Below are 16474 nucleotides of genomic sequence, written 5' to 3'. Positions count from 1 at the left end.
GAAGACTATCGGGAAACTACATTGCGTCGGCCCGCGGTTGCCCTTTCGCAGCTCATGCGGGATCGAGGGGGCTTCGATGGACGACGGCACCTCCGCACGGTCGCGACTCATCCTGTCGGTCTCCGATCAGGTTCAGCTCAGCCCACTGACTCGCCATCTGGAGAGTGTTCCGGGGATAGAGGTCGAACGCGGCGCGGCGCGAACTGCCGAGGGCGAGCAGGGCGCCATGGACGTTCTGACAGTGGTCGCCGGCTCCGGCGGTCTGATCGCCGCCATCAAGGTGCTGCCGGAGTTTCTTCGGGCCCGGCGCAGCGATGTGACCATCACCGTGGCCCTTCCCGATGAGCGAACCATCACTGTCGACGTCACGAACGTTCAGGATGCGATGGCCGTCCTGGAACGGCTCATCAATGGCTGACAGGGCATTCGACTTCTCCAGGTCGACCGCCGTGCTGATCGGGACTTCCGAGTACTCCACTCTGGTTCCCCTGCCGGCGGCGGCGCACAGCCTGGAACGTATGCGCCGTTTGCTGACGAGCCCCCTCTGCGGATGGCCTGAGAGCCGGGTGCACGTGTTCTTCAACGAACGCACCCCTTCCGACCTTCCGGAACGGCTGGGCCGCCGCCTTCAGGAAGCGCGGGACGTCGCCCTGTTCTATTACGTCGGGCACGGCCAGGCCGAGGACCCCGATGAACAGCTCTGCCTCGGCCTGACGGATTCCCAGTCCGTCTTCGGCCGTCGTGCGACGACGAGTCTGACCTTCGACTCGGTGCGGCGGTCCTTGCAGCAGAGCGACGCCGCGGTCAAGATCGTGATCCTTGATTGCTGCTTCGCCGGACTCTCCGTTTACAACGACGGCGGGCTCGGCGTCGTGGTTCGCGCCACCGGCGCCGGCGTCTTCACCGTGGCCGCCAGCGACAAGTCGCACTCGGCCTGGTCCGAGACCGAGCAGACGGCCGGGGTTCCGCACACCTACTTCACGAAGTACCTGGCCGAGATCGTCGAGCAGGGAATAGCCGGCCAGTCGGCGGCTCTGCGACTGGACACCATCGTGGAGCGTCTCGTCGATCGCCTCAAGGCGGATGGAAGAACAGCTCCGACCTATATGAACCGCGACTCCGGCGGCTCGTGGCTGTTCGCCCGCAACGCCGCGTACGTTCCTGGTGACCGGAGCGAGCACGAGGAAAAGTCGTCGAGCGAAGCGCCACCGAGGCCGGGCCCCGGCGGCGGCCCGTGGACCGTCCGGGGGCCCTCGGCGGTCCGGACGCTGGGCCCGGACCAGTCCAAGCGCACGATCAACGCCATGGCCTGGCTGACCCACTGCTACGGGGTGGCGTTCAGCCCGGACGGGAGCTACCTGGCCACCGCCGCCGCCGATTTCTGGGTCCGGGTCTGGAACGTCAAGACGGGCAAGGTCGTCAGGAGATTGAAACGCCACTTCGGGCGGACGCGAAGCGTGGCGTTCAGCCCCGACGGACGGACGCTGGCGGTCGCCGCCGGCAGTGAGATCCGCCTGTGGGACTGGCGCAACGGCGAGATCACCAAGATCTTGTTCGACCATACGGGCGTCGTGTACAGCGTGGCCTTCACCCACGACCCCGACGGGGAGGTCCTGCTCGCCAGCGGCAGCCGTGACGCCGCCGCGCGGTTGTGGAATCTGAAAACCGGAGAGGTGCGCAGACTGAAGCACGCCCGCGGTGACGTCCGGGCCGTCGAATTCAGCCCCGACGACCAGACCCTGGCGAGTGTGGGTGCTGACGAGAGTGTCCGCCTGTGGGACACGGCCACCGGGACCCTTCGGCATACCCTGACCGGCCATCAAGCCAGTGTGACCAGTGTGGCGTTCAGCCCTGACGGGCGGACGGTGGCCAGCGGAAGCTGGGACAAGACCGTACGGCTGTGGACCCGGGAGACGGGCATCGCCAACGAGCCCCTCGGGCACGACGGCAGCGTCTACGACGTGGCGTTCACCCCCGACGGCCGGTACTTGGCCAGCGTCGACACGAACTATGTGATCTGGCTGTGGGACCTGGCGAACGCCGGGCTTCGAATAGACAGCATCGGCGTCGGCGGCCTGGTGGGCGCGATCGCGATCAGCCCCGACGGCTCGGTGCTGGCCGGAGTGCAGTCCGACGGGCAGCTTCGACGATGGGGAATCCACGGATCCTCCATCGCGCCGAGCTGAGCTTCGGTACTCAGGCTTTGGTCTGCGGGCTTCGGGCTTTGGTCCGCGGGCTCTTTGTGGCCCTCAGACTTCGGTCTGCGGGCTTTGGTCCGCAGGCTTGCCTTGGCCCTCAGGCTTCGGTCTGCGGGCTTGCCTTGGTCCTCAGACTTCGGTCCGCGGACTGTGGTCCTCAGACTTCGGTCTGCGAGCCTCGGTCCTCAGGCTTCGGTCCGCGGACTGCGGTCCTCCGGCTTCGGTCTGCGGGCTTGCTTTGGCCCTCCGGCTTCGGTCCTCGGGCTTTGGTCGGCGGGCTTGCTTTGGCCCTCGGGCCTCGGTCTGCGAGTCTCGGTTCTCGGTCCGCGGTCAGCCGAGGTCCAGGAGCTGCTCGTAGAAGCCGCCGAACCTGCCCTCCGGCTCCACCAGATGGATCTCCAGGATCCAGTGGCAGATCCGGCCGGCGCGGTCCTTGCCGCGCATCGGCGTCGTGTTGCCGGGCGCGATGTAGGACTGGATCCGTTCGGCGTCCATGATCTCGTGGGGGAACTCGCCGATCAGGTGCCCGGCGAAGCCGGTGCCGCCCAGTTCCCAGCCGGCCGCGCGGGCGAGCCGCTGGATCTCGGCGTGCAGCTGGGCGCCGGTGATGTCCGGGTGCTCGGCGAAGAATCGGCGGCCGGCGTCGAAGACGGTCGGCAGGTCGGCGGCGAGCCGGTGCTTGACCGGATCGTCGCCGAGCACGTGGGTGCGGCCGAGGTCGGCCTCGAAGTCGGCGAAGATCGGGCCGAAGTCGGCGAAGGCGATGTCGTCGTCCTGAAGGACCCGGTCCGGCGGGTTGTCGTTGTAGGGGAGCAGCGTGTTCGGGCCGGAGCGGATGATCCGCTTGTGCCAGTGCCGGGTGGTGCCGAACATCTCGTCGGCCAGGTCCCGGATCCGGTCGCTGATCGCCCGCTCGGACTCCCCGGCGACGATCAGCTTCCGTTCGACGACCTCGTCGAACAGGGCGATCGCGTTGGCCTGCGCGTCGAGCAGCCGTCGGACGCGGAAGTCCTCGGCGGTCGCGGTGTCGACGTACACCCAGGCCTTCGCCCCGGAGCGCAGGGCGACTTGGATACGCAGGTAATCGACCTCGTAGGCGTCGGCCGCGGCGAGATCGTCAGGGGTGAAGGTGAACACGACGCCCTCGATGACGTCCTCTGAGGCGCCCGACGGTACGGCCATCGGATGCTGGTCGCTGCCGCTGTCGGCGATCACCGAAGCGTCGGTAATAGTCACGGTTTCCAGGCGGAAACCCGGTAGCGCGTCACGGTGGCCGGCGAGTTCGCGCCCGAACCGCGCTTTCTGCACCTGCGGTGCTTGCAGGGTTCCGTAGGAGAACAGCAGGTGCTCGGGCAACGGGACTCCCAGGGTGCGCGGCAGCGAACGATGCGGCCTACTTACGGCGAGGTGCTTACTCATGATCGGTTGCGCTGCCCGCAGAATCAACCTGGAAGCCCGCGGTGAGATGCAGATGCGAGGCGCAACAGCAGCCAGGCATCGTAGATGCGAGCCTGATGCCCACCGATTTGCGTATCAGTGTGCGGGGGCGGTTAGCGTTAGAGCCGGCCGGGCAGATTCCGGTGGGACCCGCGGTCCCGCCGACCCACAGGACAATCCTCAGGGGGATGAACGTTGCAGCCCACGGTTCCGCACCAACCCGCAGGTGCGGACGTTTTCTCCGCGCTGGAGAAGATCAAGAAGCTCGCGTTGTCACGTCCCGCTGCGCGGGGCGGACTTGACCGGCTTCGCGGCGGGCACATAGCCGTGATCGCTGAGCTCGGTCCTGCTCACCCCGCCGCGTCCGATCTCGGCAACCGGTATGTCAACGCGGGAGCGGCCGCGATCGCCGTCCGTGCCGACTCGTCCACCGCGGAGCCCGATTCCACGGCACGAATCAGTGCCCAGGTTCAGGCTCCGATGGTGTCCCTTGAGCCGGCCGGCACGAGCTACGAGATCTGGCGCGCCCGAGCCTGCGGCGCGGACATGGTCGTGCTGCCCGCCGCGACGCTGTCGGACTCGGCGCTGTACTCGTTGCTGGAGCGCGCCGAGTCGATCGGGATGGACGCGATCGTCGAGGTGGGCAGCGCCGCCGATCTGGTGCGCGCACTGCGGGCCCGGGCTCGGGGCGTCCTGCTGCGGTCGACCGCCGACGCGGTGTCTGTTGATGCAGCGTCCGCTGATGTGGTGTCGGCAGACGTGGTGTCGGCCGGCGCGAGCGTGGACGAGTTGCTGCTGATGGTCCCCGACGGCGTGGTGAAACTGGCCGAGTGCGGCCCGGGCGGCCGCTCCGGCCTGATCTCCCATGCCCGCAACGGTGCCGACGCCGTGGTGGTCGGTGCCTCACTGCTGGCCGGCGCCGACTCGGTGTCGGTCGTCGCCGACCTGGTCGCGATCGGCGCGCACCCGGCTTTGTCCGCACGGGGCCGCCGAGCCGCCTGACGGCTGTGCGGCAGCCCCTGACCCTGTCCTAGGCGCGCCGACCGGTTCCGGTCGGCCTGCCAGGACTCCACACCCGCGTCGACGGCCGCCCCGTGTCGTCGACGGCCGCCCCGCGTCATCGGCGGTCGCCAGCGACATCGCGTGGCTGACCGCGGCGCCTGGGCCGGGTCGAAGGACTCTGGTTCGGTGTCGAGAACCGGCAGGGTCCGCAGTAGGTCGCGAACCGTCTGCTCCTCGTTCTGAACCGAAGCAGAGTACGTGTTTTCTCTGATGTGCGGGCATGACCTGCTTGAGAACCTGTGCTGGAACAGGTTGCGGATCGGCGCCTGGCACGTCGGTCAGGAGGTCGGATCATGCTCGGTGGGCGTTCGGGGGTCGCCGGGGCGTGGCTGCGGTGCTTCCATGACAGCGAGCCGGGCGCGCCCAGGCTGGTGTGCCTGCCCCACGCGGGTGGTTCGGCGAGCTACTTCTTCCCGTTGTCCCGGCGGTTGGCGCCGTCGGTCGGGACGTTCGCGGTGCAGTACCCCGGCCGTCAGGATCGGCGCGCGCAGGATCCGATCACGACCATCGCGGGACTGGCCGACGGAGTGGTCGCGGCGCTCGCCGATGAGGGCGGCGTCGGTGGTCCGCTGATCTTGTTCGGGCACAGTTTGGGCGCGGTGGTCGGGTTCGAAGTGGTCCGTCGGTTGGAGCAGGGTGCGGCGTCGGGGTCGGCGTCGGTGCCGAAGCCGGCGGCGCTGATCGTGTCCGGGCGCCGGGCCCCGTCCCGGCAGGTCAGTGAGAATGTGCACCTGCGCGACAACGACGGGGTGCTGACCGAACTGGCACGGCTGGGCGGTACGGACGGCGGCCTGCTCGGTGACGAGGACCTGGTCAAAATGATCCTTCCCGCGCTCCGCGCCGACTATAGGGCGTTGGCGGACTATGCCGCGGCCGGGGGCTCACCGGAGGTGGTGGGGACGGTCGCGTGTCCGATCGTGGCGATGGTCGGCGACGCCGATCCGGTCACGCCGGTGGACGACGCGCTCGCGTGGTCGGAGTTCACCGCCGGCGGCTTCGAGTCCGAGGTGTTTCCCGGCGGTCACTTCTATCTGTCGGAGCATCAGGAGCGGGTCACCGACGCTGTTCGGCGCGTGGTGAAGGCGTATGCGTGAGGACGCGTTCGGACAGGTGATGGGGACGGAACCGTGAGTCCGATCAGGTGCAGAAGAGACCGCAAGGCCGACAACGGGAGAGGGAGCCGCGCGGCGGGCGGGGCGGCCCGGAGAGAGCCGGTCCGCGACCCGGACGGCAGAGGAATCAGAGACCTGGTTTTCCTGTTCGGGCATGCCGTGTCGATGTTCTGGGTCGGCTGGGGCTGGACGAGCTCGCTGGGCGTCTGGCTGGTCATCCCGGAGGAGCCGGTGACCGGTCGGGACGCCTTGACCGGCCGTCGCTTGTGCGGTCCGGCACCCGGCCATCCCGAGCGGCTCGTGCCGGGGATTCCCCTGAGCGGGCACGAGTGCGAGCTGTGGGCACAGCTGGAGGATCTCCGCGTCGACGGCGGCAATCGTTACGACTGAGGGTCGATACTTTCTTCGTATATCGGACCCTGCTGTGCGAAAGGTTCGCATAAGGGCTGCTTTAGGTCGGCTGAGAATGATGAGAGGCCAGTCGCCCCACGCCGGCGCACGAGCCGGCAGCGCACGGAGGGAACCACCATGGACGCACCCGAGATCCACCTTTTGGCGGCCGGCGGCGCCCTTCCCGGACCAGCGGTGGACAACGCCAGGCTGGCCGGGCTGTTCGGCGCGGACGAGCTCTGGCAGCAATGGGTCGACGTCTTCATCGGCACCCAGACCCGGCACTTCGCGGTCGACCTGGAGACCAACGAGGTCCGGTACTGGCTGGCCGACCTCGGCGCGACCGCGGCCCGGCGCGCGCTGGACGCGGCCGGGCTCGCCGCCGCCGACGTCGAACTGGTCGTCCTGGCCACCTCCACGCCCGACCAGCTCATGCCGGCCACCGTGAACGTCGTCGCCGACCGGCTCGGGATCGACGGGGTGCCCACCTTCCAGCTCCAGTCCGGGTGCACCGGGGCGTTCCAGGCGCTGGAAGTGGCCCGGCAGATGCTGCTGTCCGGCCGGCACCGCAACGCGCTGGTGATCGGCGGCGACGTCTGCGCCAAGCTGCTCGACGTCGACCGGGACCGGGGCCGGGTCCGGGCCGAGGACCTGGTCAACATCGCGATGTTCGGCGACGCGGCCGGCGCCGCGGTGCTGTCCGCGTCGCCGGGCCCGGACAGTGTGCTGATCCGCCACCTGGACCTGCGGCTGACCGGCCTGGGCCGGGCTCCCGGCCACACCGTGCAGTGGTGGGGGCCGGCCCGCAGGGACGAGGACGGACCGGGCGCGGCCGAGGACTACAAGGCGATCGAGGAGCGGGTGCCGGTGATGTCCGCCGAGGTGCTGCGGCGGATCCTGGACGAGCTGGGCTGGGCCGGCTCCGAGGTCGACTACCTCCTGCCGCCGCAGCTGTCCGGCCGGATGACGGCGAAGATCGTCCAGCGGCTCGGGCTGCCCGGGGCCAAGGAGGTCAGCTGCGTGCGGGAGACCGGGAACACCGGCAACGCCCTGCCGTTCTTCCAACTGGAGCGCCTGCTCCCGTTGCTCGGCGCCGGGCAGCGGGCCGTCGCGGTGGCGATCGAGTCCAGCAAGTGGATCGAGTCCGGGTTCGCGGTGGAGAAGCCCGGCGGGCGGCCCGGACCCGGCGCCGACCCCCGGAGCGGGTCGCAGGACCATGATTCATTTCGGTGACCAAGGCATCTTGACGTGGCCGGGAGCCCGGTGGAACCGCCCGGCGCCACATCATGATCCTTCATTGACAGGCATCTCAGGACCGTGCGAATATCGCCTCGTGTTGTCCTCATATGGCAGAAAACTGCTGCCATGCCTCATGCCGTTCTGGATCACCCGGCGGGGTGACCATTTCGACGAGACCTGTCCGCGCTCCCCGCGGCTCGGGTAGCCGGCACGAGGAAGTTCAGGGTTTTGCTTTTGTGGTTCCCGCCTCGACGAAGGCGACGAGGACCGTTCGGGCGACCACCGCCTGCCCCCCGGTGGCGCTCTCTCTCCGACTGCTGGGATGCCTCGGTTCCGTGCGACGAGGCTGCGCCGGCCCGCCGACCCGCCCCCGGCGCCGCTGCGGCGGCCCGGGTCCGGCCGACGGTGCGAACCCCATCACATCGGCGCACGACGGAAGGATGTCAGCCGTGTCCGACACCGTTCTCGACTCCTCGGCCAGGTTCGCCGCGCCCGGCGTCCAGGTCCGCTCCGGAATCCGCCCCGACGTCCGCCCCGAAGTCCGATCCGACGGCCGTTCCGAAGCCCGGCCCGACGGTCGTTCCGGAACCCGATCCGAAGCCCGGCCTGACGGCCGATCCGAAGCCCGTCACGAGGAGCGCCGTCGCCTGCTCGCCGCCCTGACCGCAGTCCGCGGCGGGAGCGCCCGCATCGTCGAGATCGCCGGTGAGCCGGGCAGCGGCAAGACGCGCCTGCTCAACGAACTGGCGTCGGCCGCCGCGCGGGCCGGAGTCCGCATGCTCAGCGGGCGGTGCAGCGAACCGGACCGGGACACGCTGGTGCACATGCTCACCCGGGCGATGGCCGCCGAGGCGGTGATCGGGGCGGGGGTTCCCGCCGTTCCCATCGTTCCCGTCGCCCCCGCCACCCTGGACCCGGCTCCGAACCTCGACCGCGAGTGCCCGCCCCACCCGGTCGACGACGAGCACCTGGACGCGTTCCGCGCCGCCGTCGGCCGGTTCGCCCGGGAACCGCTCGTGCTGATCCTCGACGACTTCCACTGGGCCGACGAGGCCTCGGTCGAGTTCATCGACCACCTGCTGCGCTGGCCGCCGGCCGCGCCGCTGCTGCTGGTCGTGTCCCACCGGCCGGCCCAGAGCGGGGCCCGCCTGCGCAGCACCCTGGCGCACTGCGCCGAGCTGGGCACCGTCGAGCGGATCGAGCTGCGCCCGCTGACCCGGGCCGAGTCCGCGCTGGTCCTGGAGCTGCCCGAGGACGACGAAGTCCTCGGCGGGCTGCACGAGGCCGCCCGGGGCAACCCGCACTGGCTGGTGGTGCTGGCCGGCCTGGACCGGTCCGGCGCCGGCCCGGAGCCGGCGCCCGCCCGGCCCGACGACGATGTGTTCCACCAGTTCACCGCCCGGACCCTGGGAGAGACCGCGCTGCTCGGGCCCGTCGAGCGGACCGTGCTGAACACCGCGGTGGTGCTCGGCGGCGATTCCGACATCGACTTCCTCGCCGCGGCCGCCGGCCTGGACTACGACGCGGTCTGCGACGGCGCCGGCGACCTGGTGCGCCGCGACCTGCTGCGGCCGGCCGGCCCGGCCCGGTTCGCCCTGCGCCACCCCCTGCTGGGCCGCGCGCTGCAACCGGGGATCCCGTCGTGCTTCCCGGAACTCGTCCACCGGCGCGCCGCGCAGTTCCTGGCCGACCGGGACGCGCCCGCCGCCGAGCAGGCGGCCCACCTGGAACTGAGCGGCGACCTGACCGGTCCGGAGGAACTCGGGATCCTGATCCGCGCCGCCGCCGACGTCGTGCGCACGGCTCCGGACCAGGCCGTGCACTGGTGCCGCGTCGCCCTGCGCTGGCTCGCCCAGGGCGGCGTGCACCAGGGCTGCCGGGCCGAGGTGCTGCTGCTGTTGGCGCGCACGCTCGGCGGATCCGGACAGCTGGAGGAAAGCCGCGAACTGCTGCACGAGATCCTGCGGCTGGAGCCGGAACCCGGCCGGATCCGCGCCGCCGCGGCCTCGCTGTGCGCGATCATCGAGTACCTGATAGGCCACCGGCCGGAGGCGCGCGCGGTGCTGGCCGCCGAGCTGGAGTGCGCCGACCGGTACGCGCCGCAGGACGCGGCCCGGCTCCGGATCGAGCACGGACTGCTGACCATGAGCGGGGAGGTCGGACTCGACCCCGAGCTGATGCGCGCGGTGACCGCCGCGGCCTCCGAGGCCGGGGTGGACCGGGCCACCGCCTCCGGGGCGCTCGCCCTGCGCGCCCTCGACGACGTGCTGCACCGCCGCTACGCCGCCGCCGACGAGAGCATCCCGGCCTGCGCGGTCAGGATCGACGGCATCGCGGACGCCGCGCTGGCCGACAAGCTGCTCTACCTGGTCGCGCTGGCCTGGGCCGAGATGTACACCGCCCGCTTCCGCGACGCCGAGCGACATTTCCGCCGGGCCGTCGCGATCGCGGCGAGCTCGGGCAACATCGTGGTCATCCCGATGTTCCTCAACGGCCTGCTGTACGTGGACCTGCACGTCGGGCCGCTGGACACCGTGGAGATCAAGGACTGGCACAGCCTGGAGGCCGGCGGCGGCCACGGCGACGACGTGCGGACCGTGGCCCTGGCCCTGGAGTCGATGTCCACGCTGTGGACCGACGACGGCGACAGCGCCCGGGCCCTGCGCCTGGCCGAGGAGTCCTTCTCGCTCTATCCCTCCCGGCTGTGCGGGAAGACCAGCTCGACCCTGGCCCTGGCCAGCGCCACGGTGCTGGACGGCGACGTGTCGCGGTGCGTGTCGTTGGTCCTGACCAGCGGCGGCGGCCCCACGCTGGAGAACCTGCCGCCGGCGCTGCGCCCGATGTGCTTCGAGCTGCTGACCTACGCCGCCGCCGCGGCCGGACACCCGACCGCCGACGACTGGGCCGCCCGCGCCCAGGAGTCCGCCGGAACCATGCCGATGCCGCACCAGCAGGCCTACGCGCTGACGGCGCAGGCCCACGTCGCCCGCCACCGGGGCGAGCACGCCGCCGCGGCAGCGCTGTACCTCCGCGCCGCGGACCTGTTCGGCTCCGTGCAGATGGTCCGAGTCCGCGCCAGAACCCTGATCCTGGCCGCGTCCTGCCTGGCCGACGCGGGCGACCTCGGCCAGGCCGACGCCGCCTACGGCCTGGCCGAGGAACTCGGCCGCGACTGCGGCGCGGCCCGCCTCAGCAGCGACGCCCGCCGCCTGCGCGGCCGCCTCGCCGAGAACCGCCCGCCCGGCCGCGACCACGGCGACACCCGCCGCGCACTGTCCGCGCTGACCAACCGGGAACGGGAGATCGCCGTCGCGGTGAGCACCGGGAGGCGGACCCGGGAGATCGCCGAGGACCTGCACCTGAGCCCGCGAACAGTGGACGTGCACCTGACACGGATCTACCGCAAACTCGACCTGAGCTCGCGGGCCGCCCTGACGAAACTGATCACCGAGATGGAGCTGCTGCTTCCGGCCTCGCTCGGACCGGTGGTCGGCCGGGGCCCGGGAGCCGGCCCGGGGGAGCGGTCCGGGAACGGTTCCAGAGCGGGCACGAAGCGGCTCGCTCCGGCCCGTCCCGCGCGCTATGAGAACGGGACGCTGGGGGCTGTGGGGTAGCGGCGGCTCGGAGATTCGCATCGCTGCTGCCGGTTGCCCGCCACCACTGACCATCCACCATCCACCGAACACCACCCACCGAACACCACCCACCGAACACCACCCACCGAACACCAATCACCGAACACCAATCACCGAACACCAATCACCGAACTGCTGCCCGCCGACCGTCGCCTGCCAGCCGGTCATCGCCGACGCTTGGCTGCCGACTGCCGACTGCCGACTGCCGACTGCCGACTGCCGACTGCCGACTGCCGGTGAGTAGCTGGCAAGGAATCTCCGAACCTGGTCAGGGCCGACGCGCGCGTTTCGGGCGCACATTTCGCGCGCGCTCCGACCCGTTCCCGAGCTGCGCGTTACCGCCCGTTCGCCGACCTCGCCACCCGTGGTACGTAGTTTCTCTGATGTGCCGCCGTCGGGCGCTGGCGATACTGGCCGTGCCGCATGCGTCTCCGGGTTCTTATTCACCTGGGACCGCGTATGCCTTTCACTCAGCAGCCGGCCCGCTCCCGCCGCCGCGCACGGGGCCAGGCTCGAAGCCCTAGGAGAACCACGCATGACGCAAACCCCTGCCCGCGTTCCCTTGTCCGTTCTCGACACCGCGCCGATCGGCGTGGACTCCACTCCCGCGGAGGTGCTGGGGGCCACCCGGACGCTCGCCCAGCATGCGGAGGGGCTCGGGTTCACCCGGTTCTGGTCGGCGGAGCACCACAACGCGCCGAGTATCGCGGCGTCGTCGCCGGCCGTGGTGGCGGCGGCGCTGGGGCAGGCGACGAGCCGGATCCGGATCGGGACCGGCGGGATCCTGCTGCCGAACCATTCCGCGCTGGTGGCGGCCGAGCAGTTGAGCACCCTGGCCGCGCTGCATCCCGGGCGGGTGGACTTCGGGATCGGGCGGGCGAACTCCGACATCAGGATCGCCACGGCGCTCGGTTCGCCGCAGGGCGACGACTTCCCGCAGCAGATCGCCGATCTGCTCGGGTATCTCGGCACCGAGACCACCGGCGTGCCGTACAAGGGTCTGATCGCCGCGCCCGGTTTTGTCGGCAAGCCGGCGTTGTGGCTGCTGGGCTCCAGCACCTACAGCGCGACCCTCGCCGCGCGGCTCGGCCTGCCGTTCGGCTTCGGCCACCACTTCCGTCCGGACAACACGCTGGCCGCGCTGGAGGCCTACCGGAACGGGTTCCAGCCCTCCGCGGTGCTCGACCGGCCCTACGCCTTCGTGGCGCTTCAGGTGATCTGCGGCAAGGACGACGAGCACGCCGCCTATCTGGCCGGCCCGGTCGCGCTGACCTACCTGAAGATGCAGACCGCGCCGCCGGAGCGGCTGCCCACGTTCGACCAGGCCGCCGCCTACCCCTGGTCGCCCGAGGAGCTCAAGGCCCGGGAGCAGGTGCTGGCCAGCCAGGCCGTCGGCGGCCCGGAGACGGTCCGCACCCGGCTGGCGGACATCCTGGAGGCGACGGGCGCCGACGAGATCATGGCCACGACCATCGTCCCCGACGGCCCGGAGACGGTCGCCTCGCTGACCCGGGTGCGCGAGCTGTTCGGCGACGCCGACCTGCCGCTGGGACTGGCCCTGTAGGTCCGGCCCCGGAAAGGAAAAGCCGCCGACCTGTCTTGCCCTGGCGGAGGCAAGACAGGCCGGAGTCCTACGGTGTCGTGCCGCCGTGCCGCGTCCTGCTGCGGTTGGGTCGCGTCCGGCGGCGTCGTGCTGCGTCGTGCTGCGTCGTGCTGCGTCCGTGCTGCTCCGCTACCCCTCCAGCGCCCGCAGCGCCGCGGCGAGCAGCTCGGTCCGGGCCTTGTCGGACAGCGTGCCGCCCTCGTCGGCGAGGATGCCGGCCAGGCTCTGCACGGCGCCGACGGCGGCGCGGGCGCGGACCCGGGCGGTCACGTCGGCGTCCGGCCCGGCCAGGGCCGTGACCAGGCTCGCCTCCATGTCGGCGACGTCGTGGCGGGAGAGCTCCTGCTGGACCGAGGGGTCGTTGCACATCTCGGTGAACTCCGCCCCGGAGCCCGCGAGCCGGTCGATGTAGCCGGCGAGCAGGTCCCGGGGGGCCAGCCGGCCGGCGTTGGCGGCGTCGACCAGCCGGCGGAAGTCCGCCACGTGCTCGCCGAGCAGGCTGCTGAGGATCTCCGACTTGGACGAGAAGTGGTAGTAGAGGGCTGCCTTGCTGGTGTTCACGCCCGCGGCGATGTCGGCGATCGACGTCCCGGCGTAGCCCTTGCTGAGGATCAGCTCCCGGGCCACGTCAAGGATCTGCGCACGCAGGGGGGACGCTGCCCGTTCGGCCACGGTGGTTCCTCTCGACTCAGACAGCTTACTTGACAACCGTTCGGTCAGCTACTCTACTTAACGATCGTTCAGTAAGTGAGAGTCGTGAGACTCCCGGGCAGGGAAGGACGGATGTCATGGCGCTGGACAAGACCGGGGGGACGCCGCCCGCGGCGCCGGCCCCGGACGACGACGGCTTCCGCTGGGGCGGCACCCACGTCGTGGTCCTGATCGTCGTCTGCCTGGCGCTGCTGCTGGAGCTGATCGACATCAGCGTGGTGAACCTGGCGCTGCCCACGATCAAGACCGACCTCGGCTTCTCCCAGGACGACCTGCAGTGGGTGGTCAACGCCTACACCGTGCTGTTCGGCGGCTTCCTGCTGCTCGGCGGCCGGACCGGGGACCTGGTCGGGGCCTGGCGGGTGTTCCAGATCGGCCTGGTCGTCTTCATGGGCGCCTCGCTGGCCTCCGGGCTGGCCCAGGACGGCGGCACCCTGGTCGCCACCCGGGCCGTGCAGGGCATCGCGGCGGCGTTCGTCTCCCCGATGACGCTGGCGATCATCGCCTCGGTCTTCCCCGAGGGCAAGCACCGCAACAAGGCCGTGGGCATCTGGGGCGCGACCGCCGGGATCAGCACGGCCCTGGGCGTCATCCTCGGCGGCGTCATCGTCAACGAGTGGGGCTGGCGCTGGATCTTCTACATCAACCTCCCGCTCGGCCTGGTGATGCTCGCGCTGACGGTGCGCTACTTCAACGCCGACCGGCCCGAGCGCGGCAATCGCAACTTCGACGTGGTGGGCGCCGTGACCGCCACCGCCGGCCTGAGCCTGCTGGCCTACGCGGTGGTCCAGACCGACAGCCACTCCTGGGGGTCGGCGCGCACGCTCGGCCTGCTGGCCGGGTCGGCGGTGCTGCTGGGCTGGTTCGGCGTGCACGAGTCCCGATTCGCCACCGAGCCGCTGTTCCCCTTCTCCCTGCTGCGCAACCGCACGGTCAGCGGCGCGAACCTGGTGCAGACCCTGTTCGGCGGCGCGATGTTCTCGATGCTGTTCCTGATCTCGCTCTACCAGCAGCAGGTGCTGCACTTCTCGGCGCTCAAGGCCGGGCTCGGCGAGCTGCCCTTCACCGCCGTGCTGGTGCTGTTCGCCCCGCTCGGACCGGTGCTGCTGCCCAAGATCGGGCTGCGGCCGATCATCCTGATCGGCTCGGTCGTCTCGGCCGGCAGCCTGGTGCTGTTCGCCGAACAGGCCTCTCCGACCGCCGGGCTGGGCTCGGCGATCATCGTCCCGGGCATCGTCCTGGGCGTGGGGATGTCCCTGCTGTTCATTCCGCTGACCATCGCGGCGGTGGAGGGCGTGCCGCCGGAACAGCACGGCATCGCCTCCGGCGTGCTCAACATGACCCGCACCGTCGGCGGCGCCATCGGCCTGGCCGTGATCTCGACGGTGGTGGCGAGCCGGACCTCGCACCGGCTGCTGGCCGGGCGCCCGACCCCGGTGGCGCTGACCGACGGCTTCCGGCTCGGCTTCACGATCAGCGCGGTGCTGATGGCGCTGTGCGCGGTCGCGGCGGTCGTGGTGTTCCGCGGCTCCGCCGCCACAGCCTCGGCGACGATCCCGGGCCCGACCTCCGGAGCGGGCGCCGCCGGCGAGTCCGCGGCTGTGGCCGAGGCGTGAGGCGACCCTTCCAGCGCGCCCGAGGCGTGACGTGACCCCTCCCGAGCAGCCGCCGAGGCGTGAGGTCATCCCTCCCGCGCGGCCGAGGCGCGAGGGGCCACCTCACGGCAGCCGGACCGGCGCGTTTCCGGCGCGGCCCGGCCGGTTGGCCGCGTTGGCCAAGTTGGCCGCGTTGGCCCAGCCGGCCGAAGCGGCCGGGTTGGCCGACCGCGGATGAGGCCGGTCGGGCTGCGGCACGGCGCGATCGGGCGGCGCCGCCGGGCGCCGCGGGCCCAGGGTCCGGCCGTGCGGCTGGTGCGGTTGGTGCGGGAACCGGCCCGGGTGCTGCCCGTTCGGCACCGGGGAACCCGGGGAACCCGGGGCCTGCGGGCCCCGCAGCCCGCGGCCCTGGCCGCCGTCCAGCCGGTGGTCGGCGGCCAGGATCGCGCGCTGCAACTGCCGCAGCGCGCGGCCCGGCTCCAGCCCGAGCTGCTCGTTCAGCACGGTGCGCGCGCTCTGGTACACCGCCAGCGCGTCGGCCTGCCGGTCCGATCGGTAGAGCGCGAGCATCAGCTGGAAGTGGAAGGGCTCGCTCAACGGATGCTCGGCGGTCAGCGAGTACAGCTGTCCGACGAGCTCGCGGTGCCGGCCCAGCGCCAGCCCGGACTCGATCTGCAATTCCAGGCACTCCCGGCGCGTCTCCTCCAGCCAGGTGGCGAATCCGTTGATGATCGGCCCCTCGCGCAGATCGCCCAGGACCGGCCCGCGCCACAGCCGCAGCGCGTCGTCGAACCGCCCCGCCGCCTCCTCGAAGCGCCCGGCCCGCACCTCCTGGCGCCCCTGTTCGGCCAACTGCTTGAACTCGTGCAGGTCGAACTCGTCGGAGCCGATCGTCAGCGCGTAGCCCGGCTTGCGGGTCACGATCGGGTCCGGCCGTCCGGGCCGGTGCAGGAACTTGCGCAGTTGGGAGATGTGCACGTACAGCGAGGCCGTCGCGGTCCGGGGGAGCTCGTCGTGCCAGATCTCGCCCATCAGCTGCTCGGTGGAGACGAGCTGGTCGGCCCGGACCAGCAGGGCGCCCAGCAGGGCCTCGATCTTGTGGGCGCGCGGCGAGAAGGTGCTGTCCCCCTCCACCAGGCGCAACGGTCCAAGGATCTCGTATCTCATGGTGTACCAGCCGTGTTCTGCGGTCCTGACTGCGATGTATGCGGCCGTGCGAACGACTGCGGGCACACGGGTGCGGCCGGCGGATCCGCCGCGGACGGGACCAGCTCAGGACCTTGATTCTTCCGGTCCGTCCTTGCACCGAATATCGCCGCCGCCCGGCCGGGAGCGCATCAGCGAAACTACCTAAGTTGCTTCCAAGGCCCCGTTAAAGCCTGATGTCGCAGCTCGCACAGGTTTCCGACCATTAAGGGCCCTGCGACGCCCGGCCGGATGCGGGCCGGGCGCGGGCCGGATGCGGGGCCGGGCGCGGGCGTCCGCGGGCCGC

General features: G+C 71.1%; 12 protein-coding genes and 1 pseudogene. 9 read left to right on the top strand and 4 right to left on the bottom strand.

The genetic code is table 11. The features are described 5' to 3' along the window. Positions 1–76: 76 nt before the first annotated feature. Together ABD481_RS00835 and ABD481_RS00830 are read left to right on the top strand one after the other, a co-directional pair. Positions 77–418, top strand: a complete 342-nt coding sequence (locus ABD481_RS00835) for an effector-associated constant component EACC1 (protein ID WP_344663496.1) — start codon at positions 77–79, stop codon at positions 416–418. Next, positions 411–2186, top strand: a complete 1776-nt coding sequence (locus ABD481_RS00830; protein WP_344663495.1) for a caspase, EACC1-associated type — start codon at positions 411–413, stop codon at positions 2184–2186. Before ABD481_RS00835 ends, ABD481_RS00830 begins: the two co-directional genes overlap by 8 nt. A 342-nt stretch (positions 2187–2528) precedes the next feature. Here the strand turns inward: ABD481_RS00830 and ABD481_RS00825 are convergent, their stop codons facing one another. Both ABD481_RS00825 and ABD481_RS00820 read right to left on the bottom strand, forming a co-directional pair. Next, positions 2529–3236 carry a M24 family metallopeptidase gene (locus tag ABD481_RS00825; protein WP_344663620.1) on the bottom strand — a complete coding sequence of 236 codons (708 nt, stop codon included), beginning with the start codon at positions 3234–3236 and terminating at the stop codon, positions 2529–2531. After that, a pseudogene (locus ABD481_RS00820) lies at positions 3237–3617 on the bottom strand (gamma-glutamylcyclotransferase family protein); the annotation flags it as partial. A 345-nt stretch (positions 3618–3962) separates the two neighbouring features. Here ABD481_RS00820 and ABD481_RS00815 point away from each other — a divergent pair. The 6 genes from ABD481_RS00815 to ABD481_RS00790 all read left to right on the top strand — a co-directional run bounded on the left by ABD481_RS00815 (position 3963) and on the right by ABD481_RS00790 (position 12637). Further along, positions 3963–4637, top strand: a complete 675-nt coding sequence (locus ABD481_RS00815) for an indole-3-glycerol-phosphate synthase TrpC (protein ID WP_486323360.1) — start codon at positions 3963–3965, stop codon at positions 4635–4637. A 353-nt stretch (positions 4638–4990) separates the two neighbouring features. Continuing rightward, a complete protein-coding gene (locus ABD481_RS00810; protein WP_344663493.1) occupies positions 4991–5791 on the top strand; it encodes a thioesterase II family protein in 801 nt (266 codons plus the stop codon). A 183-nt stretch (positions 5792–5974) separates the two neighbouring features. Beyond that, positions 5975–6199, top strand: coding sequence for a DUF6059 family protein (locus ABD481_RS00805; protein ID WP_344663619.1), 225 nt, complete (start codon positions 5975–5977; stop codon positions 6197–6199). Positions 6200–6337: 138 nt separating this feature from the next. Next, on the top strand, positions 6338–7432 hold the full coding sequence (locus ABD481_RS00800; protein WP_344663492.1) for a 3-oxoacyl-ACP synthase III family protein: 1095 nt from the start codon (positions 6338–6340) through the stop codon (positions 7430–7432). Positions 7433–7887: 455 nt separating this feature from the next. Beyond that, a complete protein-coding gene (locus ABD481_RS00795; protein ID WP_344663491.1) occupies positions 7888–11052 on the top strand; it encodes a helix-turn-helix transcriptional regulator in 3165 nt (1054 codons plus the stop codon). Between the two features lie 556 nt (positions 11053–11608). After that, positions 11609–12637, top strand: coding sequence for an LLM class flavin-dependent oxidoreductase (locus ABD481_RS00790; RefSeq protein WP_344663490.1), 1029 nt, complete (start codon positions 11609–11611; stop codon positions 12635–12637). A gap of 168 nt (positions 12638–12805) precedes the next feature. Here ABD481_RS00790 and ABD481_RS00785 read toward each other — a convergent pair whose 3' ends face one another. Beyond that, on the bottom strand, positions 12806–13348 hold the full coding sequence (locus ABD481_RS00785) for a TetR/AcrR family transcriptional regulator (RefSeq protein ID WP_344663489.1): 543 nt from the start codon (positions 13346–13348) through the stop codon (positions 12806–12808). Positions 13349–13464: 116 nt separating this feature from the next. On the opposite strand from ABD481_RS00785, the gene ABD481_RS00780 reads away from it, so the two are divergent. Then, on the top strand, positions 13465–15003 hold the full coding sequence (locus ABD481_RS00780; RefSeq protein WP_344663488.1) for an MFS transporter: 1539 nt from the start codon (positions 13465–13467) through the stop codon (positions 15001–15003). A gap of 102 nt (positions 15004–15105) precedes the next feature. Here ABD481_RS00780 and ABD481_RS00775 read toward each other — a convergent pair whose 3' ends face one another. Then, entirely contained in the window at positions 15106–16149 is a 1044-nt protein-coding gene (locus tag ABD481_RS00775) for an AfsR/SARP family transcriptional regulator (RefSeq protein WP_344663487.1), read from the bottom strand. Positions 16150–16474 lie beyond the last annotated feature (325 nt).

It is taken from the genome of Catenulispora yoronensis (genome assembly GCF_039531695.1).
Taxonomy (GTDB): domain Bacteria; phylum Actinomycetota; class Actinomycetes; order Streptomycetales; family Catenulisporaceae; genus Catenulispora; species Catenulispora yoronensis.
This window is presented reverse-complemented; position numbering and strand designations above follow the sequence as displayed.